The organism is Collinsella tanakaei (assembly GCF_030373545.1).
Classification (GTDB): domain Bacteria; phylum Actinomycetota; class Coriobacteriia; order Coriobacteriales; family Coriobacteriaceae; genus Collinsella; species Collinsella tanakaei_C.
On the sequence record NZ_JAUDCO010000005.1, the window covers coordinates 90811 to 110867 of the forward strand.

At 64.8% G+C, this 20057-nt stretch carries 14 protein-coding genes; 11 read left to right on the top strand and 3 right to left on the bottom strand.

Translation table 11 applies throughout. The annotated features are described in order from the left end of the window. Nucleotides 1-172 precede the first annotated feature (172 nt). The 3 genes from QUW00_RS05790 (at nucleotide 173) to nth (ending at nucleotide 2496) form a co-directional block, all read left to right on the top strand. Nucleotides 173-352 carry a hypothetical protein gene (locus tag QUW00_RS05790; RefSeq protein WP_289613438.1) on the top strand — a complete coding sequence of 60 codons (180 nt, stop codon included), beginning with the start codon at nucleotides 173-175 and terminating at the stop codon, nucleotides 350-352. A gap of 81 nt (nucleotides 353-433) precedes the next feature. Next, nucleotides 434-1828 carry a DNA recombination protein RmuC gene (locus QUW00_RS05795; protein ID WP_436232157.1) on the top strand — a complete coding sequence of 465 codons (1395 nt, stop codon included), beginning with the start codon at nucleotides 434-436 and terminating at the stop codon, nucleotides 1826-1828. After that, nucleotides 1828-2496 carry an endonuclease III gene (nth, locus tag QUW00_RS05800; protein WP_289613522.1) on the top strand — a complete coding sequence of 223 codons (669 nt, stop codon included), beginning with the start codon at nucleotides 1828-1830 and terminating at the stop codon, nucleotides 2494-2496. The genes QUW00_RS05795 and nth overlap by 1 nt, the downstream gene beginning before the upstream one ends. A 133-nt stretch (nucleotides 2497-2629) precedes the next feature. Here nth and QUW00_RS05805 read toward each other — a convergent pair whose 3' ends face one another. Then, a complete protein-coding gene (locus QUW00_RS05805; protein WP_289613440.1) occupies nucleotides 2630-2842 on the bottom strand; it encodes a hypothetical protein in 213 nt (70 codons plus the stop codon). Here QUW00_RS05805 and QUW00_RS05810 point away from each other — a divergent pair. From QUW00_RS05810 to QUW00_RS05840, 7 genes are all read left to right on the top strand, one after another. Further along, nucleotides 2841-3569 (top strand): UTRA domain-containing protein, encoded by a 729-nt coding sequence (locus QUW00_RS05810; protein ID WP_289613441.1) that lies wholly within the window; start codon nucleotides 2841-2843, stop codon nucleotides 3567-3569. The two genes, QUW00_RS05805 and QUW00_RS05810, sit on opposite strands and share 2 nt — an antisense overlap. An 802-nt stretch (nucleotides 3570-4371) precedes the next feature. Then, nucleotides 4372-5961, top strand: a complete 1590-nt coding sequence (locus QUW00_RS05815; RefSeq protein ID WP_289613442.1) for an alpha-glucoside-specific PTS transporter subunit IIBC — start codon at nucleotides 4372-4374, stop codon at nucleotides 5959-5961. Between the two features lie 153 nt (nucleotides 5962-6114). After that, on the top strand, nucleotides 6115-7458 hold the full coding sequence (locus QUW00_RS05820) for a 6-phospho-alpha-glucosidase (protein WP_289613443.1): 1344 nt from the start codon (nucleotides 6115-6117) through the stop codon (nucleotides 7456-7458). Nucleotides 7459-7872: 414 nt separating this feature from the next. Next, nucleotides 7873-8472 carry a hypothetical protein gene (locus QUW00_RS05825; protein ID WP_289613444.1) on the top strand — a complete coding sequence of 200 codons (600 nt, stop codon included), beginning with the start codon at nucleotides 7873-7875 and terminating at the stop codon, nucleotides 8470-8472. 218 nt (nucleotides 8473-8690) lie between these two features. Beyond that, nucleotides 8691-9866: an MFS transporter gene (locus tag QUW00_RS05830; protein ID WP_289613445.1), complete on the top strand. Its 1176-nt coding sequence runs from the start codon at nucleotides 8691-8693 to the stop codon at nucleotides 9864-9866. Nucleotides 9867-10061: 195 nt separating this feature from the next. Further along, nucleotides 10062-13646 (top strand): transcription-repair coupling factor, encoded by a 3585-nt coding sequence (gene mfd, locus QUW00_RS05835; protein WP_289613446.1) that lies wholly within the window; start codon nucleotides 10062-10064, stop codon nucleotides 13644-13646. Between the two features lie 133 nt (nucleotides 13647-13779). Continuing rightward, on the top strand, nucleotides 13780-14862 hold the full coding sequence (locus QUW00_RS05840; RefSeq protein ID WP_289613447.1) for a YitT family protein: 1083 nt from the start codon (nucleotides 13780-13782) through the stop codon (nucleotides 14860-14862). A gap of 19 nt (nucleotides 14863-14881) precedes the next feature. On the opposite strand, the gene QUW00_RS05845 is transcribed toward QUW00_RS05840, so the two are convergent. Then, on the bottom strand, nucleotides 14882-16114 hold the full coding sequence (locus tag QUW00_RS05845; RefSeq protein WP_289613448.1) for a Fic family protein: 1233 nt from the start codon (nucleotides 16112-16114) through the stop codon (nucleotides 14882-14884). A 284-nt stretch (nucleotides 16115-16398) separates the two neighbouring features. Beyond that, a complete protein-coding gene (locus QUW00_RS05850; protein WP_289613449.1) occupies nucleotides 16399-17394 on the bottom strand; it encodes a YitT family protein in 996 nt (331 codons plus the stop codon). Nucleotides 17395-17968: 574 nt separating this feature from the next. Here QUW00_RS05850 and QUW00_RS05855 point away from each other — a divergent pair. Then, nucleotides 17969-19978 (top strand): RecQ family ATP-dependent DNA helicase, encoded by a 2010-nt coding sequence (locus QUW00_RS05855; protein ID WP_354003406.1) that lies wholly within the window; start codon nucleotides 17969-17971, stop codon nucleotides 19976-19978. The last annotated feature ends 79 nt before the right edge of the window (nucleotides 19979-20057 follow it).

Below are 20057 nucleotides of genomic sequence, written 5' to 3' on the forward strand. Positions count from 1 at the left end.
TGGGGAGAGCCGGGGCGTGTTTCACCCGCCGGCTCCGTCGGCTTGCGATGATGCGTGCGGGACAACGGGGGGCCTGCCGGTAGCGGGAACAGCGAGCGCTCCAAGCTATCAGGCGTATCGGGACGAGATCATCCATGACCAGAGGCGCTCTCGCCGGCACAGGTGGCACGGCGTGCTCCGCATCGTCGCTATGCTCGTCGCCATACCTGCGGTTCTTGCGGTCGCATTCGTCGTTTCCTATGTGCTGACCCTCATCGCCGGCGGCGCCACGCCGGAAGAGGTCATGGAGCTGCTGCGCAATCTGTGGAGCCGTCTCCAGGGAGCCGCGTTCCATCTGCTCGGCATGGTGTGACGGCTGCGAAGGGCGGCGGGTATCCGGATATAATGGCAGGCGGATCGATAGATGCGCGCCGTGCGATGGGCGATGGGAGGCATGCCGGTGGATACGGGCATTCTGATAGGTGTGGCCGCGCTTGCCGCCGTGTGCGTGCTGCTGTCTGCCGTATGCGTGGTGCTTGTGGTGCGGCTTTCCCGCGAGGTGCGGGAAGGCCGTGAGCGGGCGGATGCGTCGACCAGGGATGCCGAGCGCCTTGCTGCGGCGCTCGATGAGCTGGCGGCGACGGGCGCACGGGCCGATGCGTCGCTTGCCGCGCTGCTGCAGCGCGCCGCCAGCGACGCTGCCGTCGATGCCGAGCGCTTCGACGTGGTCGCCCGCGAATTCAACCGCTCCGTCGTGCGCATGGACGCTCTTCGCCGCGAGGTGCAAAACCAGCTTGGACAGAATCGCGACGTCATGGAGGCCAAGATCGGCGAGGTCCGCACAACCGTCGACCAGCAGCTCGGCCTTATCCGCGAGGACAACGAGCGGCAGCTTGAGCGCATGCGCCTTACGGTCGACGAGAAGCTCCAGGCCACGCTCGAGAACCGCCTGGCGCGCTCGTTTAAGCAGGTGAGCGATCAGCTCGAAGCCGTGTACCGGGGCCTTGGCGACATGCAGGGCATTGCCGCGGGCGTGGGCGACCTCAAACGCGTGCTTGCCAACGTCAAGACCCGCGGCATGCTGGGCGAGGTCCAGCTGGGCGCGATCCTGGCGGACATCCTGGCGCCCGAGCAGTACGCGCGCAACGTGGCGACCAGGCCGGGTTCTGCCGAGCGCGTCGAGTTCGCCGTGAAGATTCCCGTCGAGGGCGCGGATCCCGTGTGGCTGCCCATCGACGCCAAGTTTCCCGGAGATACCTACGAGCACCTGCGCGGTGCCATGGAGGCGGGGGATACCGACCGGCTCGCTGCGGCCCGAAAACAGCTCGAACAGCGCATCAAGCTCGAGGCGAAGGACATTTCGACCAAGTATATTTCCGTACCCGAGACCACGAACTTTGCGATCATGTTCCTGCCGTTTGAGGGGCTGTACGCCGAGGTGGTCGACACTCCCGGCCTCATCGAGTCGCTGCAGCGCGACTACCAGGTGAGCGTTGCGGGCCCGTCGACCATGGCGGCCATCCTCAACAGCCTGCAGATGAGCTACCAGAGCTTCGCCTTCCAGCGTCGCGCCGACGAGATCCAGCGGGTGCTGTCGGCCGTGAAGGCCGAGTTGCCGCGGTACCAGGCGGCGCTGCAGAAGGCGTACGACCAGATCAACCGTGCCGGTTCCACTGTCGAGAGCATCATGACCACGCGCACCCGCGCCATCGAGCGCAAGCTGCGGTCGGTGACGGCGATGGAGGACGAGCGCGAGGCCGCGCGGGTCTTCGAGGATGACGAGTCGGTGCCGGTGGCCGTAGAGGTCGAAGTGGATGAGCAGGATGCGCCCGGGGAGGCTGATGCGTGATGCCGAGGGAAACGAATGCCGCGAAGCGCGAACGCGCGATCGAGGTGTGCCGACGTCTCAACGAACGCTATGGCCCGGTCGAGTGCTTCTTGGACCATGCGAACCCCTTCCGGCTGGTCATCTCGGTGTTGCTTTCCGCTCAGACGACGGATGCCCAGGTCAACAAGGTGACGCCGCAGCTCTTCCGCCGCTGGCCCACGCCGGAGGCCATGGCGGGGGCGACCCCGGCCGAAATCGCCGAGGTCATCAAGTCCCTGGGGTTCTACAAGACCAAGGCGAAGCACTGCGTCGAGTGCGCCCAGATGATCGCGGCGGACTACGGCGGGCAGGTCCCCGCGGATATGAAGGAGCTCGTGAAGCTTCCGGGCGTCGGGCGCAAGACCGCCAACATCGTGCTGAACGTCGGGTACGGCATCGTGGAGGGCATCGCGGTCGACACGCATGTGAACCGCATCGCGCACCGGCTCAAGCTCTCGCCCAAGACGCATGAGAAGGAGCCGCTCAAGACCGAGCAGGACCTGCTCAAGATCCTGCCGCGCGAGTACTGGAACGACGTCAACCATCAGTGGATCATGCTGGGCAGGGAGATCTGCGACGCGCGCCGGCCGCGCTGCGGGGAGTGCCCGCTTGCGGACATCTGCCCCAGCGTACGGGCCGAGTCCGCGTAGGCGTGCCCGGCGATACGTCCGGTCGCTTTCCGGGAAACGGTAAAGGGCTCATCCACTCAGGGGCTTCGCCGAGTCGGCGGCGTTCCGGCTCACGCCGCCCTCCCGATCCGGCGGCGCTCCGGCTTGCGCCGCCCTACCGATCCGGCGGCGCGTCGTCTGCAGGGACTTCGCCGATCCGGCGGTGCGTCGTCTGCAGGGGCTCGATCGTGCCGAGGCGTGCTGCCGCTGCACGTTCGATCGGGTTGAAGGCGCCGTTTCGCAACAGGTTCCGCAGGGTGCGCAATCGGTTCGAAATGCCGACGGGGTATACTGGGGAGAACAAGTTGTTCGAATAGGTGGATCCCATGCCCAAGTCTGTATTTCAGGATATCTATCGCGCCCTCAAGGGAAACATAGAGGACGGGACCTTCGCATATCAATCGTTCCTACCCTCCGAGGCGGAGCTTACCGCGCGGTTTGAATGTTCGCGCAGCTCCGTGCGCCGTGCGCTGCGTATGCTCGCGGAGGACGGGTACGTCCAGTCCCAGCAGGGCAAGGGCGTCCGTGTGATCCGCAACCCCGCTCTGCACGATATCAGCGGCTACAACGGCTTGGAGACGTTCAACGAGCTTGCCGCCCGCCTGCGCTTCACGCCCCACACGGATGCCGTACTGCTCGAGGAGCTCATCGCCGACGACCAGCTCGCGGAGATGACCGGGTTCGCGGTGGGGAGCAACCTCACCCATATCATGCGCGCGCGCAGCGCGGACGACATGCGCATCTCGACCGACGAGAGCTTCTACCTGTCCGAGGAGGTACCCGGGCTCACGCTCGAGATCATCTCCGACTCGGTCTACGCCTACCTGGAAGGCGAGCTCGGCATGAAGATCGGGACGAGCAAGCGCACCATAACCGTGGAGGCGGCGACGGAGAGCGACTACAAGTACATCGACCTCGGTGAGTTCAACGCTGTGGGCGTCATGCGGTCGCACACCTTCGACGCGGACGGCGTCATGATCGAATACACCGTGTCGCGCCAGCGCCCGGGCTTCTTCGCCTATCACGAGACCGCGCTGCGGCGTCAGGTGGGGTAGCTTCGGGGCCGTTTCCGTCGGATCTCCGGTGCTGTACGTTCGTTTTCCCGAGCATGGCAGAGAATCGCCGTTTGGGGGAGGGGTGTCCGTCGGTCGGAGGCGGTTTTCCCGCTTCCCGAGCGCGAACCGGCTTCCCGGACGGTAGGATCGGGCCGCCGAGGGCGTACCGGATCGAGAACCGACGCGTATGTAACGGACATATCATCCAAAGCAGACAAAGCGTCATCATCTATCGGGACGGCGTGCCGAGCGACCCTCCCCCAAACGGCGATTCTCTGCCATGCTCGGGAAAACGAACGGGCGAAGCCCCCCGTTCGTCGCCGCCACCCGGAAAACGAACGGGCGGGAGCTTCCGATCAACGCCGCGGCCCGCGGCGTCAAGTGCGGAAAGCGACCGAAACAGCGTCACGGCATACCGTATCCTCAGCGCGGGAGACAGTTCGAAATGCCCGGGGCACGCGGTCTCTGTGCGGGAGACGGTTGGGCCGCATGCCGGCAGGGGCTCCGGCCTCGTCGCTCCCTCGCCGGCAATGCGCTCCTAGCGAGCAGCGCGAATACCTACCAAACTTGTACGAACAAGATAAACGCTCACCGGAGAAATCCGACCGTTCGCGGGGCGTTCCCCTATGAGCCTAGACTTGTACGAACAAGAAAAGCATACTATGGCCATAACTTGTACGAACATGTTTGGCGCGTTATAGCCGGCTGCGTGTCTGAGCAGGGGGGATGCAGGTTATCGTCAGAGGAAGACATCCGGGTTCGCCTGCCCGGACGACTCGTACAGGAAAGGAGGAAGCCCGTCATGATGCAAAAGATCCAGAAGTTCGGCGGAGCGATGTTCACGCCGGTGCTTCTCTTCGCGTTCGCTGGCGTGGTGATTGGCCTCGGCACGCTGTTCACCACCGAGGTCATCTTCGGCCCATTGGCGGCTCCCGATACGTTGTGGTATGGCGTTTGGAACGTGATCCTGCAGGGTGGTTGGACGGTGTTCAACCAGCTCCCGCTGCTGTTCGCGGTCTCGCTGCCCATCGGCCTGGCCAACAAGCAGAACGCGCGCTGCTGCATGGAAGTGCTCGTGGCCTACCTCACCTTCAACTATTTCGTCTCCACGATGCTCTCCCAGTGGGGGCCGACCTTCGGCGTCGACTTCTCCGCCGAGACCGGCGGTTCCTCGGGTCTCGCCATGGTCGCGAGCATCAAGACGCTCGACATGGGCATGATCGGCGCCCTCGCCATCTCCGGCATCGTCATCGCGCTGCACAACAAGTTCTTCGAGACCGAGCTCCCCGAGTGGCTCGGCGTGTTCTCCGGCTCCACGTTCGTCTACATGATCGCGTTCTTCGTGATGCTGCCCACCGCGCTCGTCGCCTGCCTGGTGTGGCCGCACGTTCAGGACGGCATCCGCGCCTTCCAGGGGTTCGTGGCAACGGTCGGCCTGCCCGGTGTGTGGATCTTCGCCTTCCTGGAGCGCGCGCTCATCCCGTTCGGCCTGCACCACCTGCTGTACAGCCCGTTCTACTATGACAACGCCGTGGTGAACGGCGGTATCTACGCCGCCTTCGCCAAGCAGCTCCCCGAGATCGCGGCCTCGTCCGCCCCGCTCACCGAGCTCGCCCCCTACGCGGCCTTCACCTGCTCCACCTGGTCCAAGATGTTCGGCTGCCCCGGCATCGCGCTGGCCTTCTACGCCACCGCGAAGCCCGAGAAGCGCCAGGAGCTTCTGGGCCTGCTGATCCCGATTACCCTCACCGCCATCTTCTGCGGCGTCACCGAGCCCATCGAGTTCACGTTCCTGTTCATCGCGCCCGCGCTGTTCATCGTGCACTGCGCGCTTGCCGCGTGCCTCGCCACGGCAATGAATGCAGTGGGTGTCGTGGGCGTCTTCGCCGGCGGCCTCATCGAGATCAGCTCGCTGAACCTCATCCCGCTGTGGGCCAACCACTGGATGACCTATCTCACCGGTCTGGTCGTGGGCCTCGTCTTCACCGGCATCTGGTTCGTCGTCTTCCGCTTCCTCATCCTCAAGTTCGACTTCAAGACCCCCGGTCGCGAGGACGACGAGGAGGAGATCAAGTTCCGCAGCAAGGCCGAGTACCGCGCGGCCAAGCAGGGCGGCGGCGCGGCGGCCATCGAGGCCGGCGCCGAGGAGAACCCCTACGCCGTGACCGCGGCCGCGTGCATGGAGCTCGTCGGCGGCCCCGACAACATCGTCGACGTCACCAACTGCGTCACCCGCCTGCGCCTGAACGTCAGGGACGAGACCCTCGTCGCCGACGACAAGGACTTCAAGGCCGTCGGCACGAGCGGCTGCATGAAGAAGGGCAAGTCGGTCCAGATCATCATCGGACTCAAGGTGCCCAAGGTTCGCGACGAGTTCGAGAAGCTCCTGTAATCCGGGATGTGCGTCCCTCCCATCGGACGGGGCGGCCTACTGCGAACCCCCTCGGCTGCCCCGTCCGCTCCCTTTGATAATCTGCCCGTCGAATCGGTCGCACCGGCGAGCAGCGAAACCTCGAGCGACCGGAAACCAAGGAGGACTGACACCATGTCCAAGAAGTCGTATGCAGTCACCATTGCCGGCGGCGGCTCCACCTTTACCCCGGGCATCGCGCTGATGCTGCTCGAGGAGCACGATCGCTTCCCGGTCAACAAGATCACCTTCTACGACAACGACGCCGAGCGCCAGGAGATCGTGGCGAAGGCCTGCGAGATCTACTTCCGCGAGAACGCGCCCGAGATCGAGTTCAGCTACACCACCGATCCTGAGACCGCCTTCACCGGCATTGACTTCGTGCTCGCCCACATCCGTGTCGGCAAGTACGCCATGCGCGAGAAGGACGAGAAGATCCCGCTGAAGTACGGCGTCCTCGGCCAGGAGACCTGCGGCCCCGGCGGCATCGCCTACGGCATGCGCTCCATCGGCGGCGTCATCGAGATCCTCGATTACATGGAGAAGTGGAGCCCCGACGCGTGGATGCTCAACTACTCCAACCCGGCTGCCATCGTGGCCGAGGCCTGCCGCGTGCTGCGCCCGAACTCCAAGATCATCAACATCTGCGACATGCCCATCGACCTGATGGACAAGATGGCCGTGATGTGCGGCATCAAGGACCGTCGTGAGCTGCAGTACAGCTACTACGGCCTGAACCACTACGGCTGGTTCACCAAGATCTACGATAAGGACGGAAACGACCTTATGCCCGAGATCAAGAAGCACATGGCCAAGAACGGCTACCTCGACGGCATCAGCCACGAGGCGGGCCAGGAGCAGCACATCGACGAGTCCTGGATTCACACCTTTGGCAAGGCCAAGGATGTCTACGCGCTCGATCCGGAGACCATCCCCAACACGTACCTGAAGTACTACATCTTCCCGGATTACGTGGTCGAGACCTCCAACCCCGAGTACACCCGCGCCAACGAGGTCATGGACGGCCGCGAGAAGCGCGTGTTCGGCGCCTGCCGCGAGGTGATCGAGAAGGGCACCGCCGAGGGCTGCGGCTTCGAGGCGGATGCGCATGCTACCTACATCGTGGACCTCGCGTGCGCTCTTGCCGAGAACACGCTTGAGCGCTTCCTGTTGATCGTCCCCAACGACGGCGCGGTGTCGAACTTCGACCCGACCGCCATGGTCGAGGTGCCCTGCATCGTGGGCAAGAACGGCTACGAGAAGATCTGCCAGGGCCAGGTGCCGCAGTGGCAGAAGGGCATGCTCGAGCAGCAGGTCTCCGTCGAGAAGCTCGTCGTCCAGGCGTGGGTCGAGCACAGCTACCAGAAGCTGTGGCAGGCGCTGTCGCTGTCCGCGACGGTGCCCTCCGCCAAGGTCGCCAAGCTCATCCTCGATGACCTGATCGAGGCCAACAAGGGCTACTGGCCCGAGCTGCACTAGGGTTTTCGCGAAGGGGGCTGCGCGTCCGCAGCCCCCTTCGGGCTTCGCAGGGTTGCGCCGCGAGGTTTAGGTCCCGTCGCGTCCCGCGAAACCCGTGGAAACCCCTGCGGATTTCGCGGCGGGATCCGAAATGGGGCAATTTGTTCAGATATGAAGGTTTGTCCACCGCTGATGTGACCGGGCCGCGCCGCATGAGGGGTGCATCGTTGCGCGGGATAACATGTTATGTTGCGTTTGATATAGCAAGCCGATTCAGTGCGCGTTGCGAATCACCGTCAAAGCGTCCAAGAGCGCTCCGACGCGCCCGTTTCGCCCGTTTAAACCTTCATATCTGAACGTATTGTCCACCTGGAGTGGGAAGTCGGTACAATCGGGTCGGTTTCTTGGGATTCCGCCCGCCTGAGAGGGGACGCCATGGCAAAGATGAGTCGCTCGCAAGCTGCCGCCCGGGGCACCAAGCGGGATGCCGGTCGCACGGTGGATGCTGCGGTCATCGCGGCCGGTTCAGGCCGGGATCTGCATGCTCGCCCGCAGTCCACCTACGAGGCGCGCACCGCCAAGATTTTCACCGTGGTGCAGGTGTTGCTCGTGGTGGTTCCCGTGGCCATGGTCGCCTACGTGTGGATGGCGGGGGGCGGTTCCGTCGATGGGCTTCGCGACGCCATGGAGCAGAACCCGACGATCACGGTTGCGTTCATCTCTGCCATGTGTCAGCCGCTTGTGGCGTGGCTGCTCAAGTTCGTGCGCGAGCACTACCAGGCGGGCGACGGGGGATACGCCGCCGGTAACCTCATCGCCCTTATCTGCGGCGAGCTCATGCTGCAAAACGCCGTGGGCGTGCTGGGCTGTGCATTGCTGCTGTGGCGCATCTGGAGAAAGATTCCCGGCGAGCTGGGCGCTTGGAAGGAAGACCGCAGGCTGGGCGGCATGGCGGCGGATCTGTCCGGTGCGATTGTGGTCTGCGTGGTCGGTGCGCTGTGCGCCTTCGCGACGTGGCGTATCGGGTTGGCGTAGGCGTGTGAGCCGAGCTGGCGGGGGCGCATCGCGCAGGTCGGCATGGGTGCAGGCGCCCTGTTTGCCGGCCGTCACCATCGCGCAAACATTTCGAAAAGATGCAAGATGCCGCGCGAAACCGATTGCGATGATGGTACCATCCGCGTGGCAAAAATGACGAAACCGGGCCGGGTTGCATGCGCATCCGGCCCGTATGCTGAGGAAAGGGCGGAGAGCCTGTGAAGAAGAGTCTGATCGCCCTCGCTATGGGCGCGTTCGTGCTGGGCTTCGCCGAGTTCGTCATGATGGGTATCCTGCCCGTCGTAGCCGAGGGCGTAAACGTGAGCGTCGCGTGGGCGGGCAACTTTATCACCGCGTACGCGGTGGGTGTCTGCGCGGGCGCGACCATGCTCGTGGTGGGGCGTCGCGTGCCGCCGCGCACGCTTATCATCGTGTTCATGGCGATCTGCGCCGCCGGCAACGCGCTGTCTGCGGTGTCGGGCTACCCCACGATGCTGCTCATCGGCCGCTTCATCGCCGGTCTGCCGCACGGCGCGTTCTTCGGCACGGCAACGCTCGCGTCCAAGATGCTTGCCGATCCGGGTCGCGAGGGCCAGGCGGTGGCGACGATGGTGCTCGGCCAGACCGTGGCCAACATGATCGGCGTGCCCGCGGGCACGCTCATGGCGAGCATGTTCTCGTGGCACGCGCCCTTCGTGTTCGCTGCGGCATGGGCGGTGCTCGCCGCTGTGCTGATCATGCGTTTCGTGCCCGCGCTCGACGCCATTCCCGATGCGGGCCTTGCCGGCCAGTTCGCCTTCCTGAAGGCTCCGGGCCCCTGGCTCATCCTGGGTGCGGTGCTGCTCGGCAACACCGGCATTTTCTGCTGGTGGAGCTACGTGTCGCCCTGGCTGCAGCACATGGGCGGCTTTGCCGAGGCGGCGGTGCCGATGCTGCTCGTGCTCGCCGGTGCGGGCATGGTCGTGGGGTCCACGCTCGGCGGGCGCGCGGGCGACCGCAAGAGCCCGGGTGTCGCCGCGGCGGCGGGCCAGGCGCTTGCCGGTGTCGCGCTCGTGCTCATCTTCCTGTTCGGCCGCGGACCGGTGCTGTGCGCCCTGCTCATGTTCCTCGTGTCGGTGGGCCTGTTCTTCGTGTCCAGTCCGCAGCAGATCCTCATGGTCGAGGTGGGCCAGGGCGGCGGCGAGCTGCTCGGCGGCGCCTGCGTGCAGATCGCCTTCAACGGCGGCAACGCCATCGGCGCCCAGGTGGGCCAGATGGTGCTCAACACCGGGGCGGCATACAACTGGATCGGTCTTGCCGGCGTGCCGTTCTCCATCGTGGCGGTGCTGCTTCTGCTGGCGTTTGCCCGCCGCTACGAGCGTCAGTATCACCTGAAGGCCACCGGCCGCGCGTAGCGGCAGCCCCGTCCGGCGCAATGTAGGGGGATTGCGTCAGACGCAATTTCATGCGATGAGCCGATGCCCGCCGGAGTTCTGTGAGGTACGATAGCGGGCGACAAACGATTCGCATCGCCCGCCTGGATTCGTCCAGGTGGGCTTTCGGCGTGGGAAAAGGCGCCTGCCCCATTTTCCCGCGGACGGGAGACATGCATGCTCATACACCGCATAGCAGCGCAGCTCTACACGGCCGAGGCGCTTCAGACCATCGAGGCGGCGCTTGCCGAGGGCCAAGACGCCACGCTCGCCGTGTCGCAGTCCGGTCGCACGCTCATGCTCGCCGCGCAGTTCGCGCGCGCCCCGCGCCCGGTGGTCTATGTCGTGTCGGGCGAGGACGCCGCCGACCGCGCCGCGCGCTCCCTTGCCGCCTACGTGGGCCTCGAGCGCGTCGTGCGCTTCCCTGAGCGTACCGATTACCCGTGGAAGGCCAAGGCCGACGACGCCGTCGTGGCCTCGCGCTGTGCCGCGCTCGGGCGCGTGGCCCGCGGCGAGGCGGTCATCATGGTGACCTCGGCTCGCGCTCTGCTGCGCTGCGTGCCTCCGCGCGAGAGCCGCTATTGGGCTTCGACCACCTTTGCGGTGGGCGAGGAGATCCCCTACGAGGAGGTTCCCGCGCGCCTGGTGGGCATGGGCTACACCAACGCCGACGCGGCGGATGCGCCGGGGCTGTTCCGCGTGCACGGCGACGCGGTGGACGTGTTTCCCGCGCAGGCGAGCGCTCCGGTGCGCATCGAGTTTTTCGGCGACGAGATCGACCGCATCCGCCGCATGGTGAGCTCCACCGGCCAGACCATCGGCGACGAGGACGCCGTCGAGATCTTCCCCGTGCGCGAGCTGGCGCTTACCGACGACGCCGTCCGCCGCATCTCCGCGGCCCTGTATGCGTCGGCCAAGAACGACACCGAGCTCGCGGCGATGCTCGAGATGATCAAGGCGCGCATCGTCACGCCCGAGCTCGACCGCTTCATGCCGCTCATGTACGAGGGCACGGCCAGCCCGCTGGCGCACATAAGCGACGACGCGCTCGTGGTGCTCTCCGAGCCGCGCAGCCTGTTTGATGACTGCTCGCGCGCCTACGAGGACCTGGAGCGGCGCGCGGGCGAGGCCAAGATCTCGCACCTGGACGGCCTGTACGTGCGCCCTCAGCAGCTCGACTTCGGCCGCCAGCAGCGCCTGAACTACGTCTCGCTCATCCGGGCGGGCGGTGCGGTGACCGCCGAGCTCAAGATCGAGCAGCCGGCGCTTGCGGGCTCGGACAACCGCTTCATCTCCCGCATCCAGGAGGTCGTCAACAACCATTACGCCGTGGCGTTCGCCATTCCCGACCGCGGGGCGCGCGAGTCGATGGAGCTGTCGTTTACCGACGAGTCGATCCCCTTCGAGGAATCGCTCCAAAACGCGCCTGAAAACGCCGGCGCCGTGGCGGGCGACACCCAGGTGAACGTGACCTTGCTCAAGCGCGATGCCGACAAGCTCAACGCGGCGGATATCGGTGGAAAGCCCGCTGTCACGGTGCCCACGATCACGCGCGGCCGCGTGACCTTCGTGGACGCGCCTATCCCCTCCGGCGTGGTGGTGCCCGACGCGCATCTGGCGGTGTTCTCGCTCGCCGACCTCAACGCCCGCATGGACGCCAAGCGCGCCCGCGGCCGCGCCCGACGCCACGTGGACATCACCGAGGTCACCTTCCCGTTCAAGCCGGGCGATTACGTCGTGCACGCCACGCACGGCATCGCCCTGTTCTCCGAGATCGTGCGTCAGGAGGTCGCTGGGCGCGAGCGCGACTACTTTTTGCTGGAATACGCGGGCGGCGACAAGCTCTACGTGCCGCTCGAGCAGGTCGATCGCATCTCGCGCTACGTGGGTCCCGACGGCGCCAACCCGCGTCTCACCCGCCTGAACACCGCCGACTGGAGCCGCGCGACCACCAAGGCGCGCAAGAGCGCGAAAAAGCTCGCCTTCGACCTTGTCGACCTGTACACGCGCCGCAGCTCCATCACGGGCTTTGCCTTCGGGCCCGACACGCCCGAGCAGATCGAGATGGAGGAGAGCTTCCCCTACGAGCCCACGCGCGACCAGCTCGAGGCCATCGCCGACATCAAGGGCGACATGGAGAGCGCCAAGCCCATGGACCGTCTGCTGTGTGGCGACGTGGGCTTCGGCAAGACCGAGGTCGCCCTGCGCGCGGCGTTCAAGTGCGTGGACGGCGGGCGGCAGGTCATGGTCCTGTGCCCCACGACGATCCTCGCGCAGCAGCATTTCGAGACGTTCTTCGAGCGGTTCGCGCCGTTCGGCGTCGAGGTGGAGGTGCTGTCGCGCTTCCGCACGCCGGCGCAGCAGAAGCGTGCGCTCGCGGCGTTCGCGGAGGGCAAGGTGGACGTGCTCGTGGGCACGCATCGCCTGCTGTCGGCCGACGTGAACCCGCACAACCTGGGCCTCGTGATCATCGACGAGGAGCAGCGCTTCGGCGTGCAGCACAAAGAGCAGCTCAAGAACTTGCGCGAGCAGATCGACGTGCTTACGCTGTCGGCCACACCCATCCCGCGCACCATGCAGATGGCCATCTCGGGCGTGCGCGACATGAGCCTCATCACCACGCCGCCCACCGGCCGTCGACCGGTCGTGGTGCACGTGGGCGAGTACGACCCCGACGTGGTGAGTGCGGCGATCCGTCTGGAGCTCGGCCGCGGCGGGCAGGTGTATTACGTGTCCAACCGCGTGAAGACCATCGACGACGCGGTCGAACGCGTGCACGACGTGGTGCCCGAGGCGCGCGTGGGCGTGGCGCACGGCAAGATGAGCGCGCGCGAGGTCGAGGACGTGATGGTGCAGTTTGCCACGGGCAAGATCGACGTGCTCGTGGCGACCACGATCATCGAGAGCGGCATCGACAACCCACACACCAACACGCTCATCATCGAGGACTCGCAGCGCCTGGGTCTCGCCCAGCTCTACCAGCTCAAGGGCCGCGTGGGTCGTTCCGCCACGCAGGCCTACGCCTACTTCATGTTCCCCGGCGAGCTGCCGCTCACCGAGGAGGCCACCGAGCGTCTGACGGCGCTCTCCGAGTACCAGGACCTGGGTAGCGGCATGCGCATCGCCATGCGCGACCTGGAGATCCGCGGTGCGGGCTCGCTTGTGGGCGCCGAGCAGCACGGCAACCTGTCGAGCGTGGGCTTCGACCTGTTCACGCAGATGCTGGGGCAGGCCGTGGCCGAGGCGCGCGGCGAGGGCGGTGCCGATCTGGAGCAGGCACAGGTCGCCATCAACCTGCCGGCCGATTTCTACCTGTCCGAGGAGTACCTGCCCGCCGTCGACCAGCGCGTGCTCATCTACCGCAAGCTGGCCGCCGCCGATTTGCTGTCGGTCGTGGACGAGGTGCAGGAGCAGACCGAGGCGAGCTTCGGCGAGCTGCCGCTGGCGGCGGCGAACCTGTTCGACCGCGCGCGCATCCGCATCCGCGCGGAGCGCCTGGGGCTCGAGAGCATCTCGCTCACGCAGGGCCGCTTGGTGTACCAGGGGGTGGACGTTCCCAAGACGGTGGCGTTCGACCTCAAGGGCAGGCTCGGGGCAATCAACTATCCGAAGAGCCGTAAGTTTACGGTGCCGGCGCGCCCCGGCGCGGGCGCGGGCAGCGGCGTGGGCCGTGGTGTGGACACCGGCGAGAACGGTTCCGGCGTCGTGGCGGCGGCGCTGGCGATCCTCGTGCAGCTCGGGGCCTCCGGCGACGACGACTGACCGACAACCGACAAGATGGTGCCAGGTGCAAGCTTGTCGGCAGGCGACAAGTTTGCACCTGGCACCATCTTGTCGTCATGGCCCCGCGCTATACTGAGGGCGCAGTGCCCGCGTTCGCAAGGAGCTATGCACCATGGCATACGAACAGGACCAGCGCGGCTTTGGCCAGATCAGGCGTCTCGGTCGCTATGTTCTCATCCGGCGCCTCGTCACGCTGTGCAGCGTCGCGATTGCGGCACTTTTGCAGGCATTCGTCATCCGGGTGTTCGTCGACCCGGCCAACCTGCTCTCGGGCGGCTTCACCGGCCTCGCCATCCTCATCGACCGCATCACGAGCCTCTTTGGCGTCAGCTTCCCCACGTCGGCGGGCATGATCGCGCTCAACATCCCCGTCGCCATCCTGTGCTGGAGAAGCATCAGCAAGCGCTTCGTGATCTTCTCGATGACGCAGGTGTTCCTCGCGAGCTTCTTCTTGCAGTTCGTTCCCTTTGAGCCGCTGCTCGACAATACGATTCTGTGCGTGCTGTTCGGCGGCGTGCTCAACGGCTTGGCCATCTCCATCGCGCTCAAAAGCGGCGCCTCGACGGCGGGCACCGACTTCATCGCCCTCATGGTGTCCAACAAGACCGGCAAGACCATCTGGGGCCAGGTCTTTTTATTCAACTGCATCATCCTGGTGATCTTCGGCGCGATTTTTGGCTGGGAGCATGCGGCGTACTCCATCGTGTTCCAGTTCCTGTCCACGAAGACGATCGACAGCTTCTACCACCGTTACGACCGCGTGACGCTTCAGATCGCCACCTATCGCGCCGACGAGGTGCTCGCGGCGTACAACGACGTGTTCCATCACGGGTCGACATGCTTCGAGGCGTACGGAGGCTATAGTAAAAAGCCGCTGACCTTTATCGTGAGCGTGATTTCTTCCTATGAGTCGGAGGACGTGATCAGACTCATCCGCCGCGTCGATCCGCGCGCCGTCATCAACGTGACCAAGTCCGAGAACTTCGTGGGCAATTTCCACCGCGCTCCCGCCGACGAGCCCTTGCCCACCGAGGTCGACGGCACACCGCCGGACGACCCTGTGCTCGAGCTCGCCTCGACGATTCGCCACGGCTTGGAGCAGTCGGCCGATGCGCTCGAGCAGACCGCCTCCGCCCGCGGCGAGCGCGTCACCGAGGACCTGGCCGACGCCGTCGATCGGCTTATCGAGAAGTGAGTACGCTTCGGGGCGAGTTTTACAACTTCAAGATGCTCCGCCCCGTATCGCTCAAACGGAAAACCGGAGGTCTTTTGCTTACCCTTACGATGAGGTTCGCCGAGATCAGCTCATCGAAGGACTTGCGTGCCGTAGGTTTGCTCACACCCAACCACGCGGCGACATCCGCCATGCGTGTTTCGCGGAACGCATCGAACAGTTCCATCTGCGCCGCGTAAAAGAGGACATCGAGCGAGCGCTTGGAGAGGTCGAGTTTGCAGCTGGCAATGCACTCCTCAAGTGTGTCGAGTAGATGACGCTTTTCGTCGAGTTCGGCGATAAGTTGTTCTTGCGCTTCTGCAACAAGCTCGAGCATTGTCATGACGAAATGCGTGCCCTCTGCGCAATTGAGCTTTCGCTCCGTTACATCGAACGCGCGATAATATACGCTTTTATGCTCGGCAATCGTTCTTGACAATGATAAGACCGTGGGCAGGGATAGCGGCTTGCTGAGGTGTAGCGCGAGTAGATATCGGCCCGTGCGTCCGTTCCCATCGTAAAACGGATGGATATAGCCAAATAGGAAATGACAGAGCAGCGCGCTATATGTCTCTGGAATGGCTTCGGAACGAGAAAGCTCAAGCCATTGTTCGAGCATTTTCTCGATTTTCGCCTCCGGGGAAACTCCAACGTGCACCACTTTTCCGGTGCCGGTTTCGACCACGACCTGCCCTGTACGGAACAAGCTGTCGCCTAGCTTATCCTTTTCGTCCAGTGCGTCCACTACGATCGCGTCATACGAGCTACGGATATCTTGAAGGGTCCGCGGGGGTTGAGGGTTATCGATGAGTCCGAGGTAGAGCTTCGCGAATTCAAAAAACGGCGCATGTCGCCCCGGCGATTCGCTGAATACCGATCTGCGCTGTGCTTCCTCGAGGGCCAGCTCAATGTCGCGGTGCGTACTGTGTACGCCCTCGATTTCGTTGCTGCAGACCACCTCATCCATGATGAGCGTCCGAATATAGGCGCCGAGTGCGGCGGTTGGAAGGCTGCGCCACAGAGCAGATACCTTGCGCTCTCTTCTCAGCACTTGCTCGTTCATCAATGACAACTCGCGTGGAACGGCGAGGTACAGTTCGCCCGTATCCAGGTGGATTCCCGTACGGAATGTCGATTCGCTTTCGAGTCGCTGTTGGAGCAAGAGCTCATGATTCTGATATCTATCGGAGGAACCGTCAGCATAGAAGAGCTTTTCAAGCGTTGCGTATGCCATGCATCCTCCCCGAATCGGTAATTTCTTTCCGATAGTCTAGCGTATTTCTATGCTATCGGAAAGAAATAGCGTATTTTTTCCGATAGCATCGAGTTGCTCACGTCTATCGGAAAGAAATCGTTGATTCTTTCCGATAGCTATGGGGTAGAGGAGCCTATCGGCAAGCAGAAACTCTTTCTTTCCGATAGGGAGGGGTTGCCGGGGCCTGCGGAAAACCGATCGCCTGTCGTGCGCAACCGGCTCGGGATCGCAGCCCGCTGCGGCAATACCGCTCGCGGTCGCCGCTACCTGCCGTCGTCCTGCAGCAGCGCATTGCGCTTGCGGGTCGCCGACGAGCGCGGCGGCAGCTTGTCCGGGTCGGGCACGGCGGTCGGTACCGGCTCGTCGACGTGCCCGTGCCACCAGCCGCCGATGAAGTTGTCGGTGCGTAGGATATTGATCACCACGCCGGGGTCGATATCGCGCATGAGCTTGACGATGTCCTCCGACTCGTAGGTGGAAACCACCGCGTGCAGCAGGTACATCTTTTCGCGGCTGTAGCCGCCGATGATCTCGGCGCAGCTGATGCCGTGCTGGAAGCGCTCGATGTAGGCGGTCATGATCTCGTCGGCGTACTTCGTGGTCACCTGCAGCGTCACGCGGTCGTACCGGTGGTAGAAGCTGTCGATCGACTTGGTCGAGATGAACTGGAACACGATGGCGTACGCGGCGTTGTCCCACCCGAACATCGCGCCGAAAATCACGAGCACGAGGCAGTTGCCCGCGAACACGAAGCCCCAGATGGTCTTGCCGGTTCGGTTGGACACGAGCAGGGCGATGAAGTCGGTGCCGCCCGTGGACGCGCCCGCCTTGAGCGCGAGCGCGATGGAGATGCCCGACAGAAAGCCGCCGAACACCACGAGCAGCATCTTGTCGTCGAGTAGCGGCTCAAAGTGGAATATCTGCAGGAACAGGGAGGACAGCGCAACCTGCATCATGGAGAAGAGCACGAAGCGGTGGCTGATGCTCTTCCAGCACAGGATGGCGACGGGCACGTTGAGCGCAAGCATGCCGAGCGAGGTGTCGATGCGCACGCCGCCAAGCGAGGTGATGCGATCGAGCAGCACGGCGATGCCGGTAAAACCGCTCGGCAGCAGGTCGGCGGGGTTCACGAACGCCTGGATGAGGAACGCTTGGAGTAGGGCAGATGCCGTGACTGCCACCGCGGTGATGATGCGGCGGACGACGGTGAGGCGTGCGAGCTCGTGGGCGCGATCGGTCAGGGTATCGGCTGCTGCCACAGGTCCTCCTTATGGGTATCGGCGGGTATCGCGCCGATTCTATCACGCGCGCCGCGCCGCAACGCGAGGGCCCGCAGGGGTATCGGCTTCGTCATGCCGTCCACACGCTTGGGTTTCGCTGCGCCTGACCGTGCTGCGCCGGTGCGCTGTGGGCGGTCTGGCACCCTTGCGGCTTGGCGCTCCTGGCGCCCTTGCGGCTTGGCGGCTTGGCGGCTTGGCGACGCGAAGTGAGCGCTTGGATCGGCGGGCCTGACATATACCGATTAGGGACGAGCTTGTGACCTGCCGTTTTTCTGTCGCGGAGACGGTCTGTACCGAGCGATTTCAAAATGAAGCGCTCACTTCGTAAGGGTCAGTAGCTTTATATTGTGTTCTATTACTTATGTATGTAGCGAAAGGTGCGCTTTGCCCACCGGCGGTATAGCGACCTCTGTCGTATAATCCTCTGGCAAGCTATGCGGAGGCGGAGGTCACGCTTTGGCAAGGCCGTGCCGACGGGGCCTCGTCGGGACGGAGAGCATGCTGGGGCAGGGGCCGCGCCGGGGCGGAGAGCGCTCGCGGCAAGGGGGCGGAGGTGGCAAGCGGCATGGCCGACATCATGGACGAAGCGAGGCAGACGCTCTCGCGCTACTTTGGCTATGAGGCCTTTCGCCCCGGCCAGGACCGTCTGGTCCAGGCGATTCTTTCTGGCCGCGACGCCTTGGGCGTCATGCCGACGGGCGCGGGCAAATCCATTTGCTATCAGGTCCCCGCGCTCATGCTGCCCGGCATCACCTTCGTGGTGAGTCCCCTCGTCTCACTCATGGGCGACCAGGTGCGCGCGCTCAAGGCGACGGGCGCGCGACCGAGCTTTCTCAACTCGTCGCTTTCGCCCGCACAGCAAAACACCGTGCTCAAGCGCGCCCGCGAGGGCTGGTACCAGATCATGTACGTGGCGCCCGAGCGCCTGCTCGAGCCGCGCTTCCTCGCGTTCGCCCAGGCTGCGGCCGCATCCGATGGCATCGGCGTGCCGCTCGTGGCGGTCGACGAGGCGCACTGCATCTCGCAGTGGGGCCAAGATTTCCGCCCGTCGTATCTCGAGATCGCGCAGTTCGTGGACGCGCTGCCCGCACGTCCGGTCGTGGCGGCCTTCACCGCGACGGCGACCGAGCGCGTCCGCGCCGATATCGTCTCGATGCTCGGGCTGCACCGCCCTGAGACCGTGGTGACCGGCTTTGATCGCGCGAACCTCTTCTTCGGCGTGGAGGAGATGGGCGACAAGGCCAAGACGGTGTGGATCCGCGATTACGCGCTCGCCCACGCCGACGAGAGCGGCATCGTGTACTGCTCGACCCGCAAGGCCGTCGACGAGCTGTATCTCAAGCTCGCCCACGCGCTCGAGCCGCAGGGCGTCCACGTGGTGCGCTACCATGCGGGAATGTCCAACGCGGACCGTACGGAAAGCCAGGTTGCCTTCATCAACGACACGGCGCCGGTCATCGTGGCGACCAACGCCTTCGGCATGGGTATCGACAAGCCCAACGTGCGCTACGTGATCCACAACAACGTGCCCGAGAGCATCGAGGCTTACTATCAGGAGGCGGGCCGTGCCGGTCGCGATGGCGATCCGGCGAGCTGCTATTTGCTGTGGAACGGCAACGACTTCCGCCTGCGCCGCTATCTCATAGACCGCGAATACGACGGCGACGAGTTCATGACCGAGGTGCGCGAGTTCGCGCGCCAGAATCGCTATCGGCTGCTGGGCGCCATGGAGGGCTACTGCCAGACGACGGGCTGTCTGCACGAATACATCCTGCGCTACTTCGGCGACGAGGGTGCGCTGGGGACGGACATCTCCGCTGCGCAAGGCGGCACGGCGGATGGTTCGTCCGCGGGGTGCGGCGCCTGCTCAAACTGCACGACGCCGTACGAGACCGAGGACGTGACCGACATCGCGCGCGCCGCGATCGAGTTCGTGCGCGATACCGGCGGGCGTTTCGGCCGGGCGATCGTGGCGGACGCGCTGCACGGTGCCAACAACGAGAAGATCCGCGGCTACCGCTTGGACGAGGTTGCGGGCTACGGGGTGCTGGCAGGCGAAAAGACCGCGCACATCAAGGATGTGATCGGTCAGCTGATCGGCCGCGGCTACCTCGTGCAGTCGCAGGGACAATATCCGGTTGTGAGCTTGGGGCCCCACGCCGTCGAGGCGCTTGCCGACAGCAGCGAGCAGCCGTTCTCGTTCACGATGAAGCGGCGCGCGGCGCAGGCACGGGCAAAGACCCGCGTGCAGCGGGCGGTCGACCGCGTGCGCAGCCAGATCGAGGCCGAACAGGACCTGGCGTCCGCGCCGACCCGCCCGCACGTGGGAGACGACGCGGAGCTGTTCGAGCGTCTGCGAGAGCTGCGACGCGACTTCGCCGCCGAACGCCAGTGGGCGCCCTACATGGTCTGCTCGGACAAGGCGCTGCGCGGCATGTGCCGGCGTCGTCCGCTCACCCGCGATGAGTTGCTGGAAGTTCCCGGCATCGGCGAGAAGAAGGCCGACGATTTCGGCGACGCGTTCCTGTCGGCCATCCGGCAGTTCGAGGATGAGCGGCTGTAAGGATTCGCCGTCTACTGGGGAAGGGTGGCGGCAGCGACGGGTCGGAACGTGCCGCCTACCTGCTCAATCGGAGATTGAA